At 39.0% G+C, this 19,854-nt stretch carries 17 protein-coding genes and 4 pseudogenes; 13 read left to right on the top strand and 8 right to left on the bottom strand.

Going from position 1 to position 19,854, the window contains the following annotated elements:
* Window positions 1-3 precede the first annotated feature (3 nt).
* Together mmsB and AB8618_RS07210 are read left to right on the top strand one after the other, a co-directional pair.
* Window positions 4-903 (top strand): 3-hydroxyisobutyrate dehydrogenase, encoded by a 900-nt coding sequence (gene mmsB, locus AB8618_RS07205; RefSeq protein ID WP_413401987.1) that lies wholly within the window; start codon window positions 4-6, stop codon window positions 901-903.
* Window positions 904-912: 9 nt separating this feature from the next.
* Window positions 913-1,683: an SDR family oxidoreductase gene (locus AB8618_RS07210; RefSeq protein WP_413401989.1), complete on the top strand. Its 771-nt coding sequence runs from the start codon at window positions 913-915 to the stop codon at window positions 1,681-1,683.
* Window positions 1,684-1,781: 98 nt separating this feature from the next.
* Here the strand turns inward: AB8618_RS07210 and AB8618_RS07215 are convergent.
* A pseudogene (locus AB8618_RS07215) lies at window positions 1,782-2,194 on the bottom strand (phage integrase N-terminal SAM-like domain-containing protein); the annotation flags it as partial.
* Between the two features lie 265 nt (window positions 2,195-2,459).
* Between AB8618_RS07215 and AB8618_RS07220 the strand changes: the two are divergent.
* The 7 genes and pseudogenes from AB8618_RS07220 (at window position 2,460) to AB8618_RS07250 (ending at window position 9,479) form a co-directional block, all read left to right on the top strand.
* Window positions 2,460-3,164 carry a hypothetical protein gene (locus tag AB8618_RS07220; protein WP_409425389.1) on the top strand — a complete coding sequence of 235 codons (705 nt, stop codon included), beginning with the start codon at window positions 2,460-2,462 and terminating at the stop codon, window positions 3,162-3,164.
* A complete protein-coding gene (locus AB8618_RS07225) occupies window positions 3,164-3,511 on the top strand; it encodes a hypothetical protein (RefSeq protein WP_409425390.1) in 348 nt (115 codons plus the stop codon). Before AB8618_RS07220 ends, AB8618_RS07225 begins: the two co-directional genes overlap by 1 nt.
* A 243-nt stretch (window positions 3,512-3,754) precedes the next feature.
* Window positions 3,755-4,801: pseudogene (locus AB8618_RS07230) on the top strand (transposase).
* A 289-nt stretch (window positions 4,802-5,090) separates the two neighbouring features.
* Window positions 5,091-5,393: a DUF1330 domain-containing protein gene (locus tag AB8618_RS07235; protein WP_409425391.1), complete on the top strand. Its 303-nt coding sequence runs from the start codon at window positions 5,091-5,093 to the stop codon at window positions 5,391-5,393.
* A gap of 93 nt (window positions 5,394-5,486) precedes the next feature.
* Window positions 5,487-6,776: a S41 family peptidase gene (locus tag AB8618_RS07240; protein ID WP_409425392.1), complete on the top strand. Its 1,290-nt coding sequence runs from the start codon at window positions 5,487-5,489 to the stop codon at window positions 6,774-6,776.
* Window positions 6,777-7,018: 242 nt separating this feature from the next.
* Window positions 7,019-8,482, top strand: a complete 1,464-nt coding sequence (locus AB8618_RS07245) for a serine hydrolase (protein ID WP_409425393.1) — start codon at window positions 7,019-7,021, stop codon at window positions 8,480-8,482.
* Between the two features lie 448 nt (window positions 8,483-8,930).
* A complete protein-coding gene (locus AB8618_RS07250; protein WP_409425394.1) occupies window positions 8,931-9,479 on the top strand; it encodes a cytochrome b in 549 nt (182 codons plus the stop codon).
* Here AB8618_RS07250 and AB8618_RS07255 read toward each other — a convergent pair.
* Window positions 9,472-9,711, bottom strand: a pseudogene (locus AB8618_RS07255) (hypothetical protein); the annotation flags it as partial. The gene AB8618_RS07250 and the pseudogene AB8618_RS07255 sit on opposite strands and share 8 nt — an antisense overlap.
* A gap of 122 nt (window positions 9,712-9,833) precedes the next feature.
* On the opposite strand from AB8618_RS07255, the gene AB8618_RS07260 reads away from it, so the two are divergent.
* Complete coding sequence (locus AB8618_RS07260) at window positions 9,834-10,679, top strand: DUF417 family protein (RefSeq protein WP_413401994.1); 846 nt, start codon at window positions 9,834-9,836, stop codon at window positions 10,677-10,679.
* Between the two features lie 126 nt (window positions 10,680-10,805).
* Here AB8618_RS07260 and AB8618_RS07265 read toward each other — a convergent pair whose 3' ends face one another.
* Window positions 10,806-12,323: a leucyl aminopeptidase gene (locus AB8618_RS07265; protein WP_409425396.1), complete on the bottom strand. Its 1,518-nt coding sequence runs from the start codon at window positions 12,321-12,323 to the stop codon at window positions 10,806-10,808.
* Between the two features lie 241 nt (window positions 12,324-12,564).
* Between AB8618_RS07265 and AB8618_RS07270 the strand changes: the two genes are divergently transcribed.
* Both AB8618_RS07270 and AB8618_RS07275 read left to right on the top strand, forming a co-directional pair.
* Window positions 12,565-14,382, top strand: a complete 1,818-nt coding sequence (locus tag AB8618_RS07270; RefSeq protein WP_413401996.1) for a protein kinase domain-containing protein — start codon at window positions 12,565-12,567, stop codon at window positions 14,380-14,382.
* 56 nt (window positions 14,383-14,438) lie between these two features.
* Window positions 14,439-14,872, top strand: a pseudogene (locus AB8618_RS07275) (DUF3859 domain-containing protein).
* A gap of 39 nt (window positions 14,873-14,911) precedes the next feature.
* Here AB8618_RS07275 and AB8618_RS07280 read toward each other — a convergent pair.
* The 4 genes from AB8618_RS07280 to AB8618_RS07295 all read right to left on the bottom strand — a co-directional run bounded on the left by AB8618_RS07280 (window position 14,912) and on the right by AB8618_RS07295 (window position 18,721).
* A protein-coding gene (locus AB8618_RS07280) for an IS3 family transposase (RefSeq protein WP_413401998.1) occupies window positions 14,912-16,146 on the bottom strand; the annotation gives its coding sequence in 2 pieces (ribosomal slippage) (window positions 14,912-15,795 and window positions 15,795-16,146; 1,236 coding nt in all).
* 95 nt (window positions 16,147-16,241) lie between these two features.
* Window positions 16,242-16,658, bottom strand: coding sequence for a VF530 family DNA-binding protein (locus AB8618_RS07285; protein ID WP_008114664.1), 417 nt, complete (start codon window positions 16,656-16,658; stop codon window positions 16,242-16,244).
* Window positions 16,659-16,730: 72 nt separating this feature from the next.
* Entirely contained in the window at window positions 16,731-17,723 is a 993-nt protein-coding gene (locus AB8618_RS07290; RefSeq protein WP_413402000.1) for an MDR family oxidoreductase, read from the bottom strand.
* Window positions 17,724-18,079: 356 nt separating this feature from the next.
* Window positions 18,080-18,721, bottom strand: coding sequence for a TetR/AcrR family transcriptional regulator (locus tag AB8618_RS07295; RefSeq protein ID WP_413402002.1), 642 nt, complete (start codon window positions 18,719-18,721; stop codon window positions 18,080-18,082).
* Window positions 18,722-19,096: 375 nt separating this feature from the next.
* Here AB8618_RS07295 and rmf point away from each other — a divergent pair, with 375 nt between their 5' ends.
* A complete protein-coding gene (rmf, locus tag AB8618_RS07300; protein ID WP_008114656.1) occupies window positions 19,097-19,267 on the top strand; it encodes a ribosome modulation factor in 171 nt (56 codons plus the stop codon).
* Window positions 19,268-19,330: 63 nt separating this feature from the next.
* On the opposite strand, the gene fabA is transcribed toward rmf, so the two are convergent.
* Entirely contained in the window at window positions 19,331-19,846 is a 516-nt protein-coding gene (fabA, locus tag AB8618_RS07305; protein ID WP_010389976.1) for a bifunctional 3-hydroxydecanoyl-ACP dehydratase/trans-2-decenoyl-ACP isomerase, read from the bottom strand.
* Window positions 19,847-19,854 lie beyond the last annotated feature (8 nt).

Here is a 19,854-nt window from a genome sequence, read left to right on the forward strand (position 1 = left end):
GCGATGAGTAAACTTAATATAGGATTTATTGGTTTAGGAAACATGGGCGGCCCAATGGCAGCAAACTTAGTTAAAGCTGGCCACAGTGTGCGCGTGTTTGACTTAAGTGCAGAGGCCGTTAAAGAGCTTGTGAATCATGGGGCTAGTGCGGCGCAAAGCGCCAGTGACTGTGCGCACGAGGCTGATGTGCTAATTAGCATGCTACCGGCAAGCAAACATGTTAAATCACTTTATTTAGGCACAGACGAACAACCGGGTTTAATTAAAGTACTAAGTAAAAGCACGTTAGTGATTGATTGTTCAACCATAGATGCACAATCGGCTCGTGATGTAGGCCATGCCCTTGGCGAGCAAGGCATTGCGTTTGTTGATGCACCGGTATCGGGTGGTGTAGCAGGCGCAACAGCGGGCACGTTAACCTTTATTGTGGGTGGTGAGCAAGCTGCATTCGATAAAGCAAATACGGTATTAGTCGATATGGGTAAAAACATATTCCATGCCGGTGATATTGGTGCAGGGCAAGTTGCTAAAATATGTAACAATATGCTGTTGAGTATTTTAATGGCAGGCACCAGTGAAGCCATTCAAATGGGAATTAATAACGGCCTCGACGCAAAAGTACTCAGCGACATAATGAGCGCAAGTTCGGGTCGTAACTGGACGTTAGAACTTTATAACCCCTGCCCAGGTGTTATGGAAACCGCACCAGCTAGTAACGACTATAAACCCGGCTTTATGGTTGATTTAATGGCTAAAGATTTAGGCCTTGCTATGGAAGCGGCGCAACAAAGTAATTCACTAACGCCAATGGGCTCAATGGCTAAAAATTTATACACTATGATTCAGCACCAAGGTGCAGGCAGTGATGATTTTAGTGCCATTTTTAAATTGTTTTCGAAGTAGGAAAGTATTGTGGAGATAAAAAATAATACCGTAGTTATTACCGGTGGCGCACAAGGCTTAGGCTTTGCTATGGCGCAAAAGTTTGCCTTAATGGGCGCTAATATAGCCTTAATTGATATGGCGCAAGCCCAATTAAATGAAGCAACCGAGCAGCTATCTGCATTAGCAGGCGTAACAGGCACTATTAAAGGCTACAGCGCTAATGTAACCGTAGAGAGCGAAGTTGAAGACGTATTTAATACCGTTAACAGTGACTTTGGTCACATTGGGGTATTAATTAATAACGCCGGCATTTTACGCGATGGCATGTTTATAAAAGCCAAAGATGGCAAAGTGGTTAAAAAAATGTCGCTTGATCAATTTCAATCAGTGATTGACGTTAACTTAACAGGCGTATTTTTAGCAGGGCGCGAAGCGGCAAGCCACATGATTGAATCAGGCAAAGGCGGCGTAATTGTAAACATGTCGAGCGTAGCGCGTGCGGGTAATATTGGCCAAACAAATTACGCAGCATCAAAAGCAGGTGTTGTGGCACTCACCACTACATGGGCTAAAGAGCTTGGCCGTTTTGGTATTCGCGTTGGCGCCATTGCCCCAGGTGTTATTAGCACCGCGATGACCGATGCAATGAAGCCAGAAGCTAAACAGCGCATGCTTGCTGTAACACCAGTAGGGCGCTTAGGTGAAACCGCTGAAATAGCTCATACCGCCCAGTACATTATCGAAAACGACTTTTTTACTGGTCGCGTGGTAGAGATAGACGGCGGTATTCGTTTGTAAACCGAACTGGATTAAGGTTTATTTAAAAAAAGCATGGCGCTTGTGGGCTGTGCTTTTTTGTTTTAAATCGGGAAGTTTATAATCTTGAAAAAGGGCTGATGTACCCTTAACCGCAGTACCTCCATTAAGCGCATACCGCTACCATAATGTAATCCACAGTGTAAATAATGCTTCACAGAGCACACTTTAAAAAAATTATTTATTTATTATTACGTTAAAACTATCGGTAGTTTAGTTGCTCGTTTGCTCTTAAAAAAACCTAATGATAATGAAAGTGGCTTTTTAATCGCTTCTTTAAATAAAAAGCTCAACGCATTTAAGGCTTGTGTTTGAGTGTTAGGAGCAACATTTTGTTGGTTGACTAAGTGATTCTAAAAAGTTCGACCTCATTGTCTTCCATCGTTGTTGGGTGCCTCATAGAGTTAAAACGAATAGACGAAGCCACCCAGTATAAATACGCTTTAATGGTACTTTTTGCATAACGCTTTAGATACATTTGTTCGGCTATCATAGTTAAAAAGGTGATTTCATGATATGGATCTTTAGTAAAAAATTAACTGTGTATATAGACAGTACTTATTGTTCTGTCCAATATTACTGTTCTCCACCATTTCAGTGTATTTCTACATTAAGGAAAAAAACTTAAATTTAACTAATTGTTTACAGGTATTTATTTGATGGTTAAGGTAAATACATTGTAATATATAAACATTTTTTGGTTTATAAAAAGACAAATGTCGTAGACAAAATTGTTAGGACTTCAAAGGAGTAATCGAATGAATCAAGGATATGATAGATCTATGTTAGAAGGATCTTTATCACAGATGGAATCTGCAGCAATGAATTTTGCTCATAGGTTTATTAATGATGGAAAGGTGAGGATGAGCTATGTCAATCAAACCAAGAAGGTGGCAATTGAATATCGTGCTAGGGTTACTTCGGGAGCTATCTCTGCTGAAGACGCTGCAAAGCAAGTACAGGTCATACGTAATCAAATACTTGAAGCTCAACGCTTACGAACAAGTGACTTAGGAAAGGCGAAGGCAGTTAGCTTGAAAAAAACAGGGCTTACGCTCACTGATTTAACCGAGAAGTATTCACAAAATAAATATGGGAAGTCATTTTTAAAATTATCAAACTTGCAAAAAAATCAAGTCTATTTGGAAATTATTGAAAGTTCAGGCAGACCAAGACCTGCCGTAAATTCTGCCGCACAGAAATATACAAAACTAGGAAGAGGATTACTTTTAGTAACACTTGGGGTTGCAGTCTATAATATTGCTGTTGCAGACGATAAAGCCAAAGCTACAGCTAGAGAAGGAGTTGTTATCGGTGGTGGTTTCGCGGGAGGTGCAGCAGGAGGTGTGCTGGCAGGGTTAGCTTGTGGCCCAGGTGCTCCAGTATGCGTTACTGTTGGAGTATTTGTTGGGGGAGCTTTAGGTGCTCTTGGTGCAGATGTATCTTTTGGATGGTTTTTCTAATGGAAATTAGAGAAACAAATATATTTGAAGTATTGAAAGTTGAAAATACTGGGAATATATCTCCGCAGATTATACTCAATAATTCGACGTTAAATGCTTCGATCCAAGTCATAGGAGGAGTTTTGGAAGCACAGTACACTGTCGATGATAAATATCTCTTATTCATTACAGAAGGCAACCCCTTAGAAGAGGCTTTGTATATTTACCTTATTGATAATAAGCTAAATATAAACGATACATTAGAGCTTTCAGCTAATTATACTTCCGGAATATTTAATACCCCTCTTATTATTGGGTTGGACTCAATAAGATTCTCTTTTTTGAAAAAGACGATAATTGGCTGTTAACTGTTTCTGATTATCCCAAAGTTTCATTTTTCAAATGTAAATATCCAGTTCAAAGGAATAGATCTTTCCTTAGTAAAGTTTGGCTTCAGCTACAGAAGTCCTAATAAGCGTATCAAATCTGACTCCGTAAGCTGTCCGATTTTTTAGAAATAAACAAATAAACTAGACACCCACTCTAATTTTTGCAGTTTGGTGAACTCAGTACTAGGCTTTTATCAGCATGAAAAATAAGCAGGGTGTCTTATGGCAATCGCAAGAAAGCGTCAAGTAAGTTTGGTTGATACAAATTACTACCACTGTATATCACGTTGCGTACGCCGTGCATTTTTGTGCGGTTAGGACCATTTTACTGGTCAATCTTACGAGCATCGCAGAGGGTGGGTTGAAGACAAATTGCTTGAGTTAGCCAAGATATTTTGTATTGACGTCTGTGCTTATGCCGTTATGAGTAACCACACCCATTTAGTCCTGTATGTTGATGATAAAAAAGCGAACCGGCTTAATGATAAAGCAATTGTTATTCGCTGGCATAAACTTTGTAAGGGCACTGTACTCACGCAAAAGTACATACAGGGTGAGAAGCTAAGTAAAGCTGAACTTATCTTTTTTAATCAAACAGTAAAGGAATACCGAGAGCGCTTATCAAGTATTAGCTGGTTTATGCGGTCGTTAAATGAAGACATTGCGCGCAGAGCAAATAAAGAAGATAACTGCACTGGCAGGTTTTATTCGCTGCCATCCATGGCGCTCACCCTTCGGGCTGCCTAACGGCATTCAAATTTATTCCCTATAAATTTATGGGAAGGTGGCTTTAAATCACAAGCACTCCTTGATGAAGCGGCGCTTGCCGCGTGTATTGCATACGTCGATTTAAACCCTATCAGGGCTAAGATGGCTATCACTCCAGAAGAGTCTCACCATACCAGTTTACAAAAACGCTTAATATACGCAAAAGAAGGCAAGCAGCCAAAACAACTACTTCGCTTTGCAGGTATGTCACGTCAAGTTATGCCAAAAGGGCTGCCGTTTGTGCTTAAGTCGTATCTTGAATTAGTTGAATTAACAGGGAGAATAATACGAGAAGATAAACGCGGCCATATTGATAACACCCAACTTCCTTTACTGGAAAGACTCAATATATCTCCGGAAAACTGGTTAAAACTCACCACACAATTTACACGCGTATTTCACGGCGCAGTTGGCAGGCCGACCTCACAAGCAAGTTATTGTGAAAATTTGAATCGAAAACGGCGAGCCAATACAAGTAATTGTGAAAAGCTATTAGCATAAACTTTAAATTACTCAGTAGAAAAGTTGAAACTGCATCATGCAGTTATTTTTGATGCGTGGAATTTAGATTTAAGAGTAATAATGGCTTATTTGCTAGATGAAACGAAAGTAACGTAGTCGTAAAGCATAAATTATTAACCTATAAAATAAATATAAGAACTTAGCTTTTGCTTGCAAAATTAAAATGGATGTCTAGTTTGTTTCTGTGTTTCTTCTAGTTTGTTTCTGGAATTTGCCTATTATTTGGGCGTGATGGATTAGTTTAGTCTTTAACATAATAGGTTACAAAATGTATGAATTTTTAGTTGGCTTGGAAGTTTCGGACAATGGCGCGTATTCAGACTATCGAGCGGCTATGGCACCCATTCTTAGTGCTTTTGGTGGCGGTTTCGGTTTTGATTTTGTAGTTTCGCAGGTTCTTCTTTCAAAAGTTGATACTCCTATTAATCGAGTTTTTACAATTCATTTCCCAAATAAAACCGTCTCAGAAAGCTTCTTTTCTGATCCTGAGTATTTAAAGGTAAAAGCTCAATTCTTTGACGTGTCTGTATCTCACGTAACAATCATTGCGGGCTACGAAAAAGACACTTAAATTATTATCTAGATAAAAACATTTTTACTTTGTATTTAAACCTTTTTAACAGTTTTTGCGACTAAGTTTTAAAGCAAATAATAAAGGTTTTGTATGAACTACTTAAAGCAGGTTTTAAATATAGCATTATTGGTTTTAGTAAGCTTTGTGGGTATTAAGCCCGTGCAAGCTACTAACCTACCTTTTGAACAAATAATCACTCCTCAATACGCAAAGCAAGACGTTGCGCAATGGTCACAATGGCTGCACAGTACGCACCCTGATTTAAAACATAGTGTGGCTGATATTGATGCTTTTTACTTACAACTAAATACTATAACCGCAAATATTACCGATGAACTTAGCGTGCGGGAATTATGGGCCCGTTTAGCGGTATTAAATTCAACATTGGCTGATGGACACTTAAAAGTAGGGCATGCTTCAACGTCGCAATGGCGTAAATGGGTCAGTGGTGGGTTGGGGCTTTTCCCATTTGAAGTTGCGATTGTAAACCAGCAACTTTATATAAAATCTAACACGGGTGGTACCAAGAGTGGCCATGCTGAGCAGCAAATAAAGGCGATTAATGGCGTGCCATATGAGCAAGTAATGGAGCAGTTATTACGCCGCACACATGGTGATACTGATGAATTTAGACAAGAGGTATTAGCGCGTCAATTTCATCGTTTATTTTATTTAACGTTTGGCTACTCAGAGCAATTTAGCATTACCTTAGCAGATGGAGAGCTCACGCTAGCAGCGAGCAAAACCTTGCCACAAAGCATGGTTGAACGCTCATTTGTAGATACTTTTCATGTTGAGTACACAGGTGAGACGGCAACCCTTACAGTTAATTCATTTTCATGGCCTGATTTTAAGCAATACCTTGCTTTTATGGACGCCACTTTTACTCAGCTAAAAGAAAAAAACATAAAGCACCTAGTGATTGATATCAGTAATAATGGCGGTGGCGATGATGACTTTTGGATGGCTGGAGTAATGCGTTATATAACGGATGTACCATATCGTCACTTTTCCCATTATCGCTCTAAGGTGTTGCTAAAGTATCGTGATCCGGGCCAAGTAGCAGGTGAAATTGAGTCTGGTGAAAACACGCGTTTTATACAGCCAGAACCTAAGCTTGCAAACTTTTTTACCGGGGATGTTGCTGTAAAAATAGGGGCTTACACTTATTCGTCAGCAATTGTGTTTGCTAACACCCTACAAGATTTTTCAATTGCGCCATTGGTTGGCGAAAACACAACAGGAAGAAGCACTCAAACTGGGGGGATCCAGTTTTTAAACTTAATACATAGTAATTTGCAGATGGTCAGCCCGCGCTTTATTTTGACAAGGCCAAATGGTGAGCTGCAAATGACTGGCGTTAAAGTTTCTTCGTTGTGACGCTTAAACACCGAGAACTGATATTAGCATTTTGTTCGTTCACTAAAGTGGCTGTCGCTTTAAAACATTGCTTAGTATAAAAATCTAAGCAATTGTCTTTAATACGTATTTTGCTAAACTATAAGCGCTGATACTCGAGTATAAATGTATAACTAACTTCGAGCCATATATTTACCTTTGAATATTTTTATTTATAAAAGGTATTCTATCTAAACTATTACAATTAAGGAAAACGCGTTCCAATGTTTAGGAAAAACATTCGTTGCAGCTTACACATTTTATCATTAAGCACATTATTACTTACCAGCCTACTACCACAGGTAAAGGCCGATGAAATAGATGACTTTTTACTAGAGAAAATGCGCACAGCTAATATTCCAGGATTACAACTGGCAATCGTGAAAGACAATAGGCTGATAAAAAAAGCCAGTTACGGCCTGTCGAACTTACAAGACCAGGTCACGGTACAAAACCATACCCCTTTTCCTATTTTTTCGATGACTAAAGCTTTTACTGGCGTTGCAATTATGCAACTTGCCGCTGAAAACAAGTTATCGGTTAACGATCCAATTTCAAAGCATTTAGATGATTTGCCTAAAGCATGGCAACCGCTGACTATCCGTCAACTGCTAAGCCATACTTCTGGTTTACCTAAAATATTAAATGGTCATTGGGTTGATTTAATTTCTAATGGTCAGCCAGATCCTGCGTGGCAAGAAGTACTTACTTTACCAATGCGTTATGAAACCAATAGCCGCTTTGAGTACAACCAAACAGGTTACATTTTGTTAGGTAAAATTATTGATAAGTTATCGGGTCAGCCTTTTTCTAATTATATTCAGAAAAATCAGTTGGCTAAACTAGATATGCCCATAACTTTGGCTGCAGGTTTTGCTCATACTGAATCTATTGTCCCTAATCAAGCTCGTCCTTACGTTGCTGGCAATCAAGGAAAGCTAAAGACGGTACAAATAACTTTCGACCCATTCTTTAGAACTGCGGCGGGTATGAGTGCTACCGCAACTGAGCTTGCTAATTACGCGATAGCGCTTCAACAACGACAACTCCTTGATGAGAAGTACCTTAAAGAAATGTGGTCACCAACGCGTTTAAAGAGTGGTCAAACTGCAGGTTTTAGCAATTTAGAAAATGGTTACGCTCTAGGTTGGCAAACAATTGGACGAGAGCAGCATCCAGCAGTAAGTGCCAGTGGTGGTGATGCTAATTCAATGGTGATTTATCCAAAAGATAACTTAACCATCATTGTATTAACTAATAAGCTAGGAAGCTTGCCAATATTCTTTATTGATGAAATTGCTGGCTTTTATTACCCTGAGATGAAAGCTGAAAATGGTTGGGGGTTGTCACAAGACTTATTCAAACTTTTCCAAGGGATTAAAAAACAGGGCTTTAATCAAGCCATCACTTTAGCGGATGAGATGAAAGTAAGTGCAGCGTTTGATGTGCAAGAAATTAATCTTTTGGGCTATCGCTATGTGGCTAAAAATGAACTAGCAAAGGCATTAGAGATATTTAAGCTAAATGTTCATTTGTTTCCCGACAATGCAAATGCTTATGATAGTTTAGGTGAAACCTATGCTGCACTTGGAAATAAACCAGAAGCGATAGCTAATTACGAAAAAGTACTCGCATTTTTGCCGAATAATCAACATGCCCTTAAGCAGCTGGCTCGGTTGAAACAATAACCTAACAAAGCGTAGACAATAAATAAAATCGCGCTAAGGCAACTACCATACTTCGCGCGCTTTAAAAAACTATGCTGGTCGAACTATATGTGGTAAATCTTTACTTCAGACATAAAAGCGCAATCTGTAAAAGAATTAGTTACTCAAAGCCAGACGACCTCATTGTTCTTATATTTACTGCTGTTTATTACTTTTAAAACACGTTAATTGTTTAAAACGGTAACTTTTGGTTGCCGTTTTTTTATGCCTACTATTTAAGTTTATTTTAAGCTTGCTCAGTTATTGTAACTAATACTTAAATTCCAGAATCATTAAACCATTGAACTGACTTAGTAACTCATTTTATGTTTCAGATCATTAAACTGTGAGTGATTAAAGGTTAGCCTGTATACATGTACTCATATGCATAAGTGAGCTTTTAACTTTAATGCGTTTATTAGGAGGTATTATGAATTTTAAAAATACAGATACTCATTACAATACACTTTCTGTTGCTTTGCATTGGTTGATGTTTATTTTAATTGTTACTGTGTACGGTAGTATTGAACTTCGCGAATTATTCGAAAAGGGCACTGAAACACGTGATGCCTTTAAAATGTGGCACTTTATGTTGGGTTTATCGCTGCTAGCTTTAGTTAGCGTGAGGTTAGCTGCGCGTGTAGTGGGTGGTGCAGCACCTGCTATATACCCTGAGCCTGCAAAATGGCAAAATAAGTTAGCTACATTTGTTCATATTGCGCTGTATGTGTTTATGTTTGCAATGCCTATAGCTGGTTGGTTAATTTTGAGTTTAGCAGGTAAATCCATCCCGTTTTTTGGCTTAGAGTTGCCTGCATTGGCCGCTCAAAACAATGAGCTTGCTAAAAGCATTAAAGAGATACATGAAACCGCAGGGGAAGTGGGGTATTACGTAATAGGTTTACATGCGGCTGCGGCTTTGTTTCACCATTATATTTTGGCTGATAATACGGTATCGCGAATGCGTTTGCCTAAATAATAAAAAAGTTAATAGTAAAAAGGGAGACAGTGTCTCCCTTTTTACTGTTTAATACTCTAATAAACCCGATTCTAAACCCACCCCAATGTTTACCATTTACATATAATTGGCACCGATAGATCATGCAATATCTCGCCGGTATCGCGCTTATAGGTTTGTAATAAAAGCTCTTAGTATTGCTACCGCAGCGAATGCCTGTGGGGTCATTAAAAGTTTGCTTAGTGCGGCCATTATTTATAGTCAAATGGATAAAATCTTGTCTGCAGACATTTTATAAAATCATTTAGCGTTAGTTGAATTGTTTTTTGTAAAAATATGGTCTTTGTTAGTCATTAAAGATTTAAAGGGCACACAATGAACTTAACATATGCAAATAACGCAATTACCTTTCTACTTGCACTTAGTTTTATACTACTTGGTGTATCGTTTGCGCTCGGTGCAAATCCAAACACGCTAATTGCGACATTTAGCTTTTACGAGCTCGATAGCGTATTAAATACTAATACGCTAGGTCTACTAAGTGGTACAGCCATGATTATGTTAGTGGTAATAACCCTATTGGCACATTTTAAATTAATAAAGCCAACTTCAGCATTTTTGCTAGCGCTTGTTGTTAGCATTGTGCCTTTACTTACTTTATTAGCAAGTAATCGCTGGATGACTCAGTTAGGAGGCTTTCCTATTATTGGCAGTGGGCAGGGAATTATTAAATACTTTGCTGTAGTGCCTTTATACTTATTTTTATTTTATAAAGATAAGATAAGCGACAAACAGCATGTCCTTTTAAACTTTATTCCTGTGGCTATGGTTTTGCTATGGATTGGCGGTATGAAATTTTACGATTTTGAAGCTAAGGCCATTGCAGGCTTAGTTGAAACCTCGCCTTTTATGTCTTGGTTATATAGTTTATTTAGCGTGCAAGGTGCGTCGAACGTGATTGGTGAGTTTGATGTATTATTTGCGCTACTACTAGGCGCTGGTATTTTATTTAATAATAAAAAACTAATTATAGTTAGTGGTTTAGCATGCTTGAGCGTTTTTTTAATGACTCAAACATTTTTACTATCTGCCCCTAATGCATTTAGCTCAAGTACGTTGCTGGCGCGGTTAGGGCAATTTGTAATTAAAGATTTATGGTATGTGGGAAATTTAATTGTTATTGCCACTTTAATGCTCTCTAAACCAGCTAAACATAGTTAAAGCAATATGCTTTGTTGTTACTTATTAAATAAAATAATGTGTATAAATAAGAACGTTATTTATACACAAAAAAGCGCCAAAACAGTAAACCATTTTGGCGCTTTTAATTAAGCAAATTAATTTTGATTAGTTAGCTAATAGCCACTCGCTTAGTAAACGTACACCAAAACCTGTACCACCTGGTGAAAGCTCATCTTTTCCTTTTTTCACTAATGCATTACCAGCGATATCGATATGCACCCAACGGGTTTCGCCAGCAAAATGCTCTAAGAAAGAAGCGGCTGTGGTTGCACCAGGGCCACCTGAGCCTACATTTGTTATATCAGCAATGTCAGATTCCAACATATCTTTATAACCTAATGGTAAGCGCCATAGGTTTTCGTTTACTTGTTTACCTGCCAGGGTAAGTTGCGATACTAGCGTGTCATCATCAGAGAATACCGCTGCGTATTCATTACCTACTGCACGAATTTTAGAACCTGTTAAGGTTGCAACATCAATCATGATCTCTGGTTTGTAGTGCTCACGTGCATACCACATTGCATCACTTAGTACTAAACGACCTTCAGCATCGGTATTTAAAATTTCTACACTTAAGCCTTCAGCTGTGCGAACAACATCGCCTGGAGCAACAGCAAACTGCGACACCATATTAGCTGCCATGCCCATAACAGCTACCACATTTTTATCTGCTTTAGCTAACGCCATTGCTTTTACAGTACCAAGTACTGCAGCAGCACCGGCCATGTCTGATTTCATACGTGCAATAGACGCACCGGTTTTAATGCTGTAACCACCTGAATCAAACGTAATGCCTTTACCAACAAGGGCAATAGGGGCATCGTCAGAGCCTTTATAATGAGCTACCACTAAACGTGCACCTTGCTGGCTTCCTCTACCCACAGCTTCTAATGCGCCCATGCCAAGCTCTTTTAGCTCTTTAGGCTCTAACACTTTGATAGTAACACCTAACGATGCTAATTCTTTGGCTGCATTGGCAAAATCAACCGGCGTCATTTCGGTTGCCACTTCTGAGGTTAAATCGCGTGCTAAAAATACACCTGCTTGAATACTCTCTAATTGGCTGTAAAGCTTGCGGGTTTGCTTGGTGTTATCAACATCAAACGTATAGCTAACAGTTTCAGTGTTTGGCTCTTTTTTGTAGTTTTCAAAACGGTGATCGCGTAAGTTTGCACCATGGGCAAAATTAGCAGCAAGTGCAGCGTTATCATTTGCACCCGTTACATCATCAAAAATAACACTGGCAGTGCCTGCTTTAGCTTTAACTAGGCGAGCATGAATATTACCGCCTAACTTAGCCGCTTTTGCTTTATCTAATTCGTCAGCTTTACCTGTACCTACTACCAAAATACGGCTGTAGTTACTTTTGCTTGGCGCGACAAGTTGCGCTACTTTAGCGTAATCGCCAGTGAAGTTTTCAATATCGATAACACGTTGTAATTGGCCATCGAATTGTTTATCAAGTGTTTTAAATTGGCTGTTGTTGCCATCTTGGCTATAAAATACAACCAGCGTGTTTGCATCGTTGTCTACTTTTGTAGAAAAGTTAAAGTCTGCTGCTTGTGCATTAATACACATACCCAGTGCAAGCGCGATTGAAGAGGCTTTTATAATACGTTTCATTTTTTAACCTAAGAATAATTTAAAGGGGTGTTTTACCCTATTTAGGCTGTTATGGGTAAGTAGGATACGGTGAAACCGCAAATATCAGCGATATACGTCAAAATCATTAGTAAATAATATAACTTTGACTAAGTTTTGTAAGTTAATAGTGACCTTAAAGGTTTAATAAAAATAACGGCCGCGTTACTATCAAACATAAAGGCATTACGCAGCTTTTAACCACCAACCTAGAGAATCTGCATTGAAAGCAAAAGAAATTCGCAACTTTTATATTAACGAAGAACAGTCTGTTTATTTGTTATCGCACCGTGATGCTAAAAAGCATCGCCAATGGCTTAACATTTGTATTAAACAGCTAACATTACTTGGCTATAAAAATGTTGAAATGATTGGTTCGGGTGCGTTTGGCTTTGTATTTGCGGGTGATGATGAACATGGCCTGCCTTGGGTGTTTAAGTTTTCTAGAATTACGCTGGCGCAAAGTGTGCGAGATCGCCTTGAAGACGAAGCATATATGCTGTCTCAAATTGATAATCCGCTAATACCAAAATTTTATGGTTTTGAGCGGGTTAAAAAACAGGGCATTTTAATGATGGCCCGTGCAATAGGTGAAGACCTTGAAAAAGTATCGCTAAAGCAAGGGCGACTATCTGCTGCAAAAATAATGAACTTAGCGGTTAAATTAAGAAACGTGTTGCTTGATTTACGCCATCATAAAAATGGATTAAGCCCACAACCTATTGTGCATGGCGATATTAAACCCTCTAATTTAGTGTGGGATGAAAATGCCAAGCAGCTTTCATTGGTTGACTGGGGAAGCTCGGTATATGCTCAAGTAGATGAACAAGGGAACCCAATTGCCAGTAATTTTATGGATTTAATGTCGGGCGATTTAAGCACCACTAACGCAAGAATGGGTGATGTGTATTTTATTGGTGATGCGCAAATGTCTGGTGAAAAGTCATCCCCTCGTTTTGATGAGCAGGGGGTTGCATCAACTCTGTATGCACTAGCATCAGCACAGTCTTGTCGATTTGGCGCTCAGGCTATTCCGGCCAGTAGTTTAATGCTTCCTAAAGAGCTGGCGAATGTAATTGACGGCATGCTTTCAAAAGAGCGTAGTGTAAGGGACAAAGCCGGTGACTACTTTATGCGTAACATAGAAACCATGGCAAAAGCGTTCTTACCAGAACTACCAAAGCAAGACACCAAAGCACGTATTCCTTTTTGGTTTAGCCAAGATCCTGAGCCCGAAACCGTTGTATACAGTTCGCGAAAACAGTTTTTACGCCAAGCCGATCATAAACAGCAATTACTCGATGTAAACGATGCTCAGTTAGATAGGTATTATAAAGAATTTTTATTTGATACCGGAGATACCGAAAAAGCGTTTTTAGCGTCTATTAGTCGCTTAGCGAAGTATCCTGTAGTAGGGGGGCTGAGTTTTCATTGGAAAGATGAATCTTTGTATGTTGAGTCATCACTTATTATGCACGATGAAACCCTAGCAACCGCATTTACTGATGCGGTAAACAATACAGTGATGTTAGCGCAGGCTATTAATCAAAAGGGCTTATTTAAGTGTTGTTTATTTGATGCCCGTAAAACGATTCAACTAGAGCGCGATGGTACCGGTGCGTTCAAATTTAACCAGTTACCAGAGCTTGACTATGAAGTGGTTAATGTAAAAGCCAGCGAGGTAACCCGTCCGCATTCCTATTTTGAAGATGGTAAAGATCCCGATGAGCAACTGCAACTGCCTAAAAAGGTGATTAAATGTGTATTTGAGCTAAACCAGATACATCATACGGGTTGTATTATTTTTGAAGCGCTACCGGATAGGATGAAAATTCACCATTACTATCGATTACTCGATGCTAGTAAAGAAGTTGAATTTAAACGTTTGCTAAATAAACTCATGCAGTACGCGGTTAATATAACCGATGTGGGGGTGGCTGGTTTTATGAAGTTGCCTTATAAAAATACCCGCGAGTTTAGTTTATGTGAGCAGCAACCCAGCAATTATTATCCTAAAAATCCAAAACAACTACTTAATTAATAAATCACTCGCTGAGGCTGGTGGCTTAACAATAGAAAGAAAAGATAGAAAGTTCAATGGCAAAATCTAAACCACAAATTACATTACAAAGTTACGGCATATATACCCACTGGGACAAAGCCAGTAAATCACTACCGCAAATCACGCAATTCACTACGCAAGTAAAAGCAGAACTTGATGTAGAATTTGGTTTAATAATAAATATCAAAAAAGCTAAAGGCGTAAAGCTCCATTATTGTATTTATCATCCCGGTATTATAGATACCGATGGCGAAGAAATGCAGCCTTTTGAGGGCACTGTATATGTTAAAGATAACGATTGGTCGTTTTATTTAGGAGAGATACGATATGGGAGCCTATAGAAGATAAAATAGGTAACTGGCGCATGACCTTATCATTAGCAGGAAAAGTTATTGCTGATAAGACATTTAATCTAACTGATGAACAGACTAGAACGGAAAATGATTTTTGGAAACATCGAGGCTATTAATTTCCTCAATATGTCCCGTCCTGAAATAGGTTGACGGTTTTAATGAAAGACTTGGTGCGAAAGCGCCAGGTCTTTTTTATGCACTTGATTTGGTGTTTTCATATTCAAACTTAAGTGCGGTCGCATTTCATTGTATATAAATATCGATTCTTCAACGAGCTCTTTTAACTCTGCCATATTACGACATTTATACAGTAGAAACTCTTGTTTTAATATCCCGTTAATACGCTCAGCTAATGCGTTTTGATAACAGTCATATCCATCGGTCATAGATGGCCTAATTCCCTCTTTTAATAGCATACCTTGATATACTTCAGAGCAATATTGTAAACCTCTATCTGAATGATGAATAGCATTACGTTTATATACCCGCTGCTTAATCGTCATCTCTAACGCTTTGACTACATCAGTTGCCTTCATTTCATCACTGAGCTCATAACCCATTATTTTTCGACTATAAGCATCAGTGACTAACGACAGGTAATGCACGCCTTGCGATGACTTTACGTATGTAATGTCACTAACGAAGACTTCCTCGGCCGCAGTAGGTTTGTGTTCTTTTAGTAAATTGGGATACTTGCGCATCCAATGATTACTATTTGTTGTTTTAGTGTAATTTTTCTTTGGTTTTACAAGCAAGTCATGCTCTCTCAAATAGTCAAAAAAACAATCACGGCCTAGTTTAATGTCACGCTCTTGCAGCTCTGGCTTTATCATCAGATAAAGTTTCTTCCCACCAATACGAGGCATGAATTGCCGCCAATACATCACTAACTCCTTGACTGGCTTCAACGCTTTATTCCGAGCATCTATTCTGCGCATAGCTTGATAGTAACCTTGTCGCGTTATGCCATATGCACGGCATAACGGAGTAAGCTTTACTTGCTGGTTTTCTTTTGCGCGCGTGATAGCTCGGATATGTACTTTTTTCGCAAACCCGCTCCATATTCTTCATCCATAATATTAATCATTTCATCTTTGATTAAATCCTTTAGGCGTAACTCCTCTACCTCGCGCTCTAAACGTTTAATTTTTTGTGCTGGGGTTTCTTTTGATTTAGGCATGTTGGCTATATAAGTTGGTTTAGACCAATCTAATTTACCATGTTTTCGCAGCCATACCAGAACGGTGCTACGACCTTGAATACCGTAATGACTTTGCGCCTGTTTATATGTGAAGTCGCCTTTTTCTACTTGCTCAACAATGGATAATTTAAAGCCTAATGTATAATCTCGTTGAGTACGCTTAACGTCTTTAGTTTTAGTGGTTTTCATAAAATAAGTCCTAAATGTGTAAACACATTTCAGGACAAGACAATAAGCAAAAACAAAAAAGCTAACAATAAAGTTAGCTCTTTTATGAAATTAGCTTAGTTGCCCCAAGGGTTACTTGAATTTGAACGTTGTTTACGAGTACGGGCACGTTGCTTGGCTGCTTTTTTCTCTTGAATACGCTTAGCATCAGAAAAACTTAACTCGCATGGTTCACCTGGCTTATCACCTTCAGGGATAATACGGTCGCGGGGTGGCAATTCGTATTGCACATCATCTGGACGTGGTAAGTTTTTTAGGCGATACAAATAGAAATTATCTACCTTTTGTTGTGCCCACTCGGTTTTACGTAAAAATTTAACCGCAGATTTAATGTCAGGGTTATTTTTGAAGCAGTTGAGTTGTAAGTAGGCGTGCAGGAGTTCCCACCCATATTGCTCAACCAGTTCTTCAACCACTTGCTCTAATTTAACGCCTTGCAGTGGGTTATTACTGAAAAGTTCTTGGTTGCTCATAGGTGTTCTCTCGTTATTAAAAATACAGCCAGTATTATAAATTTAATAACGAGAGTTTAATAGCAAAAATGCTTAACTTTGACAATTAACCACAACACGACCACGAATTTGCCCCTGCATTAGCTGTTCGGCATTTTCAATAACTTGATCAAGTGTGATTTCGGTCGAAATTTTATCTAAGTAATCGCTACTAACTAGGGATGCTAAACGATCCCATGCTTCAACACGATCCGCTTTAGGGCGCATTACGCTATCAATACCCATTAAAGAAATACCACGTAAAATAAAGGGTGCCACAGAAGCGGGTAAATCCATACCTTGGGCAAGCCCACAAGCTGTTACTACGCCACCATACTTAAGTGAGGCACAAATATTAGCAAGTGTGTGACTGCCTACCGAATCAATGGCAGCAGCAAAGCGTTCTTTTTGTAGTGGTTTACCTGGGTTTGAAAACTCATTTCTATCAATTACGTGAGTTGCGCCTAATGATTTTAAATAGTCAGCTTGCTCCATGCGACCTGTTGCTGCGGTTACTTGATAACCCAGTTGGCTTAGTAAATAAATAGCAAAACTGCCTACGCCGCCATTGGCACCCGTGACTAACACTTCACCTGAGTCAGGGGTGATCCCTTGTTTTTCAAGGGCAATCACGCTTAGCATCGCTGTGTAACCGGCAGTACCAATTTGCATTGCTTGTTTAGCAGATAAGTTAGCGGGTAGGGGAATTAACCAATCGCTGCTAAGAGCCGCTTTTTGGGCAAGGCCACCCCAATGTTTTTCGCCAACACCAAAGCCATTTAAAATAACCTTATCGCCAGCTTTAAATTCATTACTATGGCTGTTGGTAACTGTACCCACTAAATCAATGCCAGGTACCATAGGAAAGCTGCGAACTACAGGACCTTGACCTGTAATGGCTAAGCCATCTTTGTAATTTAGGGTACTGTACAGTACGTCAATTAATACATTTTCGTTTGGTAGATCGTCACTGTTTATGCTGCTTAAATTTGCACTGTAGTTGTCGTCTTGCTTATCTATAACAATAGCTTTAATAGGATTGCTCATTAGATTTCCTTTTAGACCGATCGTCTTTAAATTGATAGTAAAAAATGCATTAACAAGGGTCTGATGACCTTTGTAGATTAAAATTTGTTCAAACTAGGGGCGGTTTAATTACGGCGCGAGGTTTGTAACCTAGTGGGCTAAGTCAAAACCGAGCAAAGCTTCCGCGTCCTGCTAACGCCCCTTACCTACATCCATGTAGGCAACAAAGAGTAAATCGCCCCTAGGCAGAACCCTTCGGGCAGCGCCTGTTTGGCATTGATGCTGCGTTATCGCCTATTTATGGGGAATAACCACACCACATAGGCTCTGCCTTGCCTAAATACCAAACAGACCGCTGCAAATTTAACATTGAAAGATCAACAGACCCTAAGTAATGCGCGTAAAAACATTTCTGTATACAAAGTCAGTGGCTTGCTTGATTGTGTTAGTTTAGCTCGCATTACTGCGCCTTCCCAACCAATCCAAAAAAATTCACTCATTTGTGTGGTATCAATATCAGCTTTAATAGTGTGTTGCTGTTGAGCCAAGTCTAAGCACTGTGTTAACTGTGCTTGCCAGGCATTGTAGCTTTGCATCAAACGAGCGTTAAAGTCGTCACTTAAATGGTTGAGCTCTTGATTTAAATTTCCTACCAAACAACCGCGTTTGTAATCATACTTTTGCATCCCAGCTATAGCACTTTGGGTAAAGTTAACAATGCGTTCTAGGGGCGGTACTTCAGGTTGCTCTAAATAAAACTTAAGTTTAGCTATAAAAAACGTGTCGTACGCATCAACCAAAGCTAAGCCAAATGCTTCTTTACTTTTAAAGTAATGATAAAACGAGCCCTTAGGGACTTTGGCTTTTTTTAATATGGTGTCGAGCCCTGTGGCACTAAAACCAAACTCAGTGAGGGTTTCTAATCCCACACGAAGGAGCAACGCTTTAGTGTCTGCGTTGTCTCTGGCAATTTTAGGTGGGCGGCCACGCCTAGTTGTAACTGCTGATATTTTGTTCATGGCTTATATTAGACCGATCGGTTTTAATTAATCAAGTGTTTATTAGCAATCTTTTTAAAACAAGGAAATCTGTTCATTTTTCGATTACAAATTAATGAGGAACTTTAGCTTATATTACCAGTCACAAATATGACACTTATGTGTTTTTGAGCCGATATGTCGGAACATTTTAATAAAGTTAAATAGGTTAAAATTTACTAAGTATGAGCAATAAATTTATTTTTAAATTAATTTATCATTGCATCAGCAGCTTAGTTAAAGTCAAACAAATTAATTGTATTTTGTGTTTGAATTAAACATTTTTGTTGGCTATTTATTAAATGTAGATGAACTTTATGCTACAAAAATATAAATATAAAGGTGAGGATTTTACCGATGAAGAGACAGAAAAGAGATCGTTTAGAAAGAGCTCATTCTCAAGGTTTTAAAGCAGGTTTAGCTGGTCGCTCAAAAGAGCACTGCCCTTATCAACAAGTTGATCCTAAGTCTGAGTGGCTAGGTGGTTGGCGCGAGGCAATAGAAAATCGCAATATGTACAAAACATAAACTCATAACGAATTTAAGCAAAACGGCCTCCATGTGGAGGCCTTTTTGTTGCGTGTTTTAAACTTAAAACGCGCTGGTATCTTGGAACAAGCCTACCTTTAAATCTTTTGCTTCGTAGATGACGCGGCCATCTACTTCTACGGTGCCATCTGCCATACCCATAAACAATTTACGCTTAATTACGCGTTTCATGTCTAAACGGTAGGTTACTTTTTTAGCTGTTGGCAATATTTGACCGGTAAATTTAACTTCACCTACACCGAGTGCACGACCAAGCCCTGGACCACCAGACCAACCTAAGAAAAAGCCTACAAGTTGCCACATAGCATCTAAGCCTAGACAACCTGGCATTACTGGGTCGCCTTTAAAGTGACAGTCAAAAAACCAAAGACTAGGGTCGATATCTAGCTCTGCAACTATCTGTCCTTTACCATGTTCACCACCGTCATCGGTGATTGAAATGATACGATCCATCATTAACATGTTGTCACTTGGCAAACGACAATTTCCTTCACCAAACATTTCACCTTGACCACAAAGGATCAAATCTTCTTTTGTATAGCTATTTTTAGGTTCCATAACACTTT

The organism is Pseudoalteromonas sp. RW-H-Ap-1 (assembly GCF_048318575.1).
Taxonomy (GTDB): domain Bacteria; phylum Pseudomonadota; class Gammaproteobacteria; order Enterobacterales; family Alteromonadaceae; genus Pseudoalteromonas.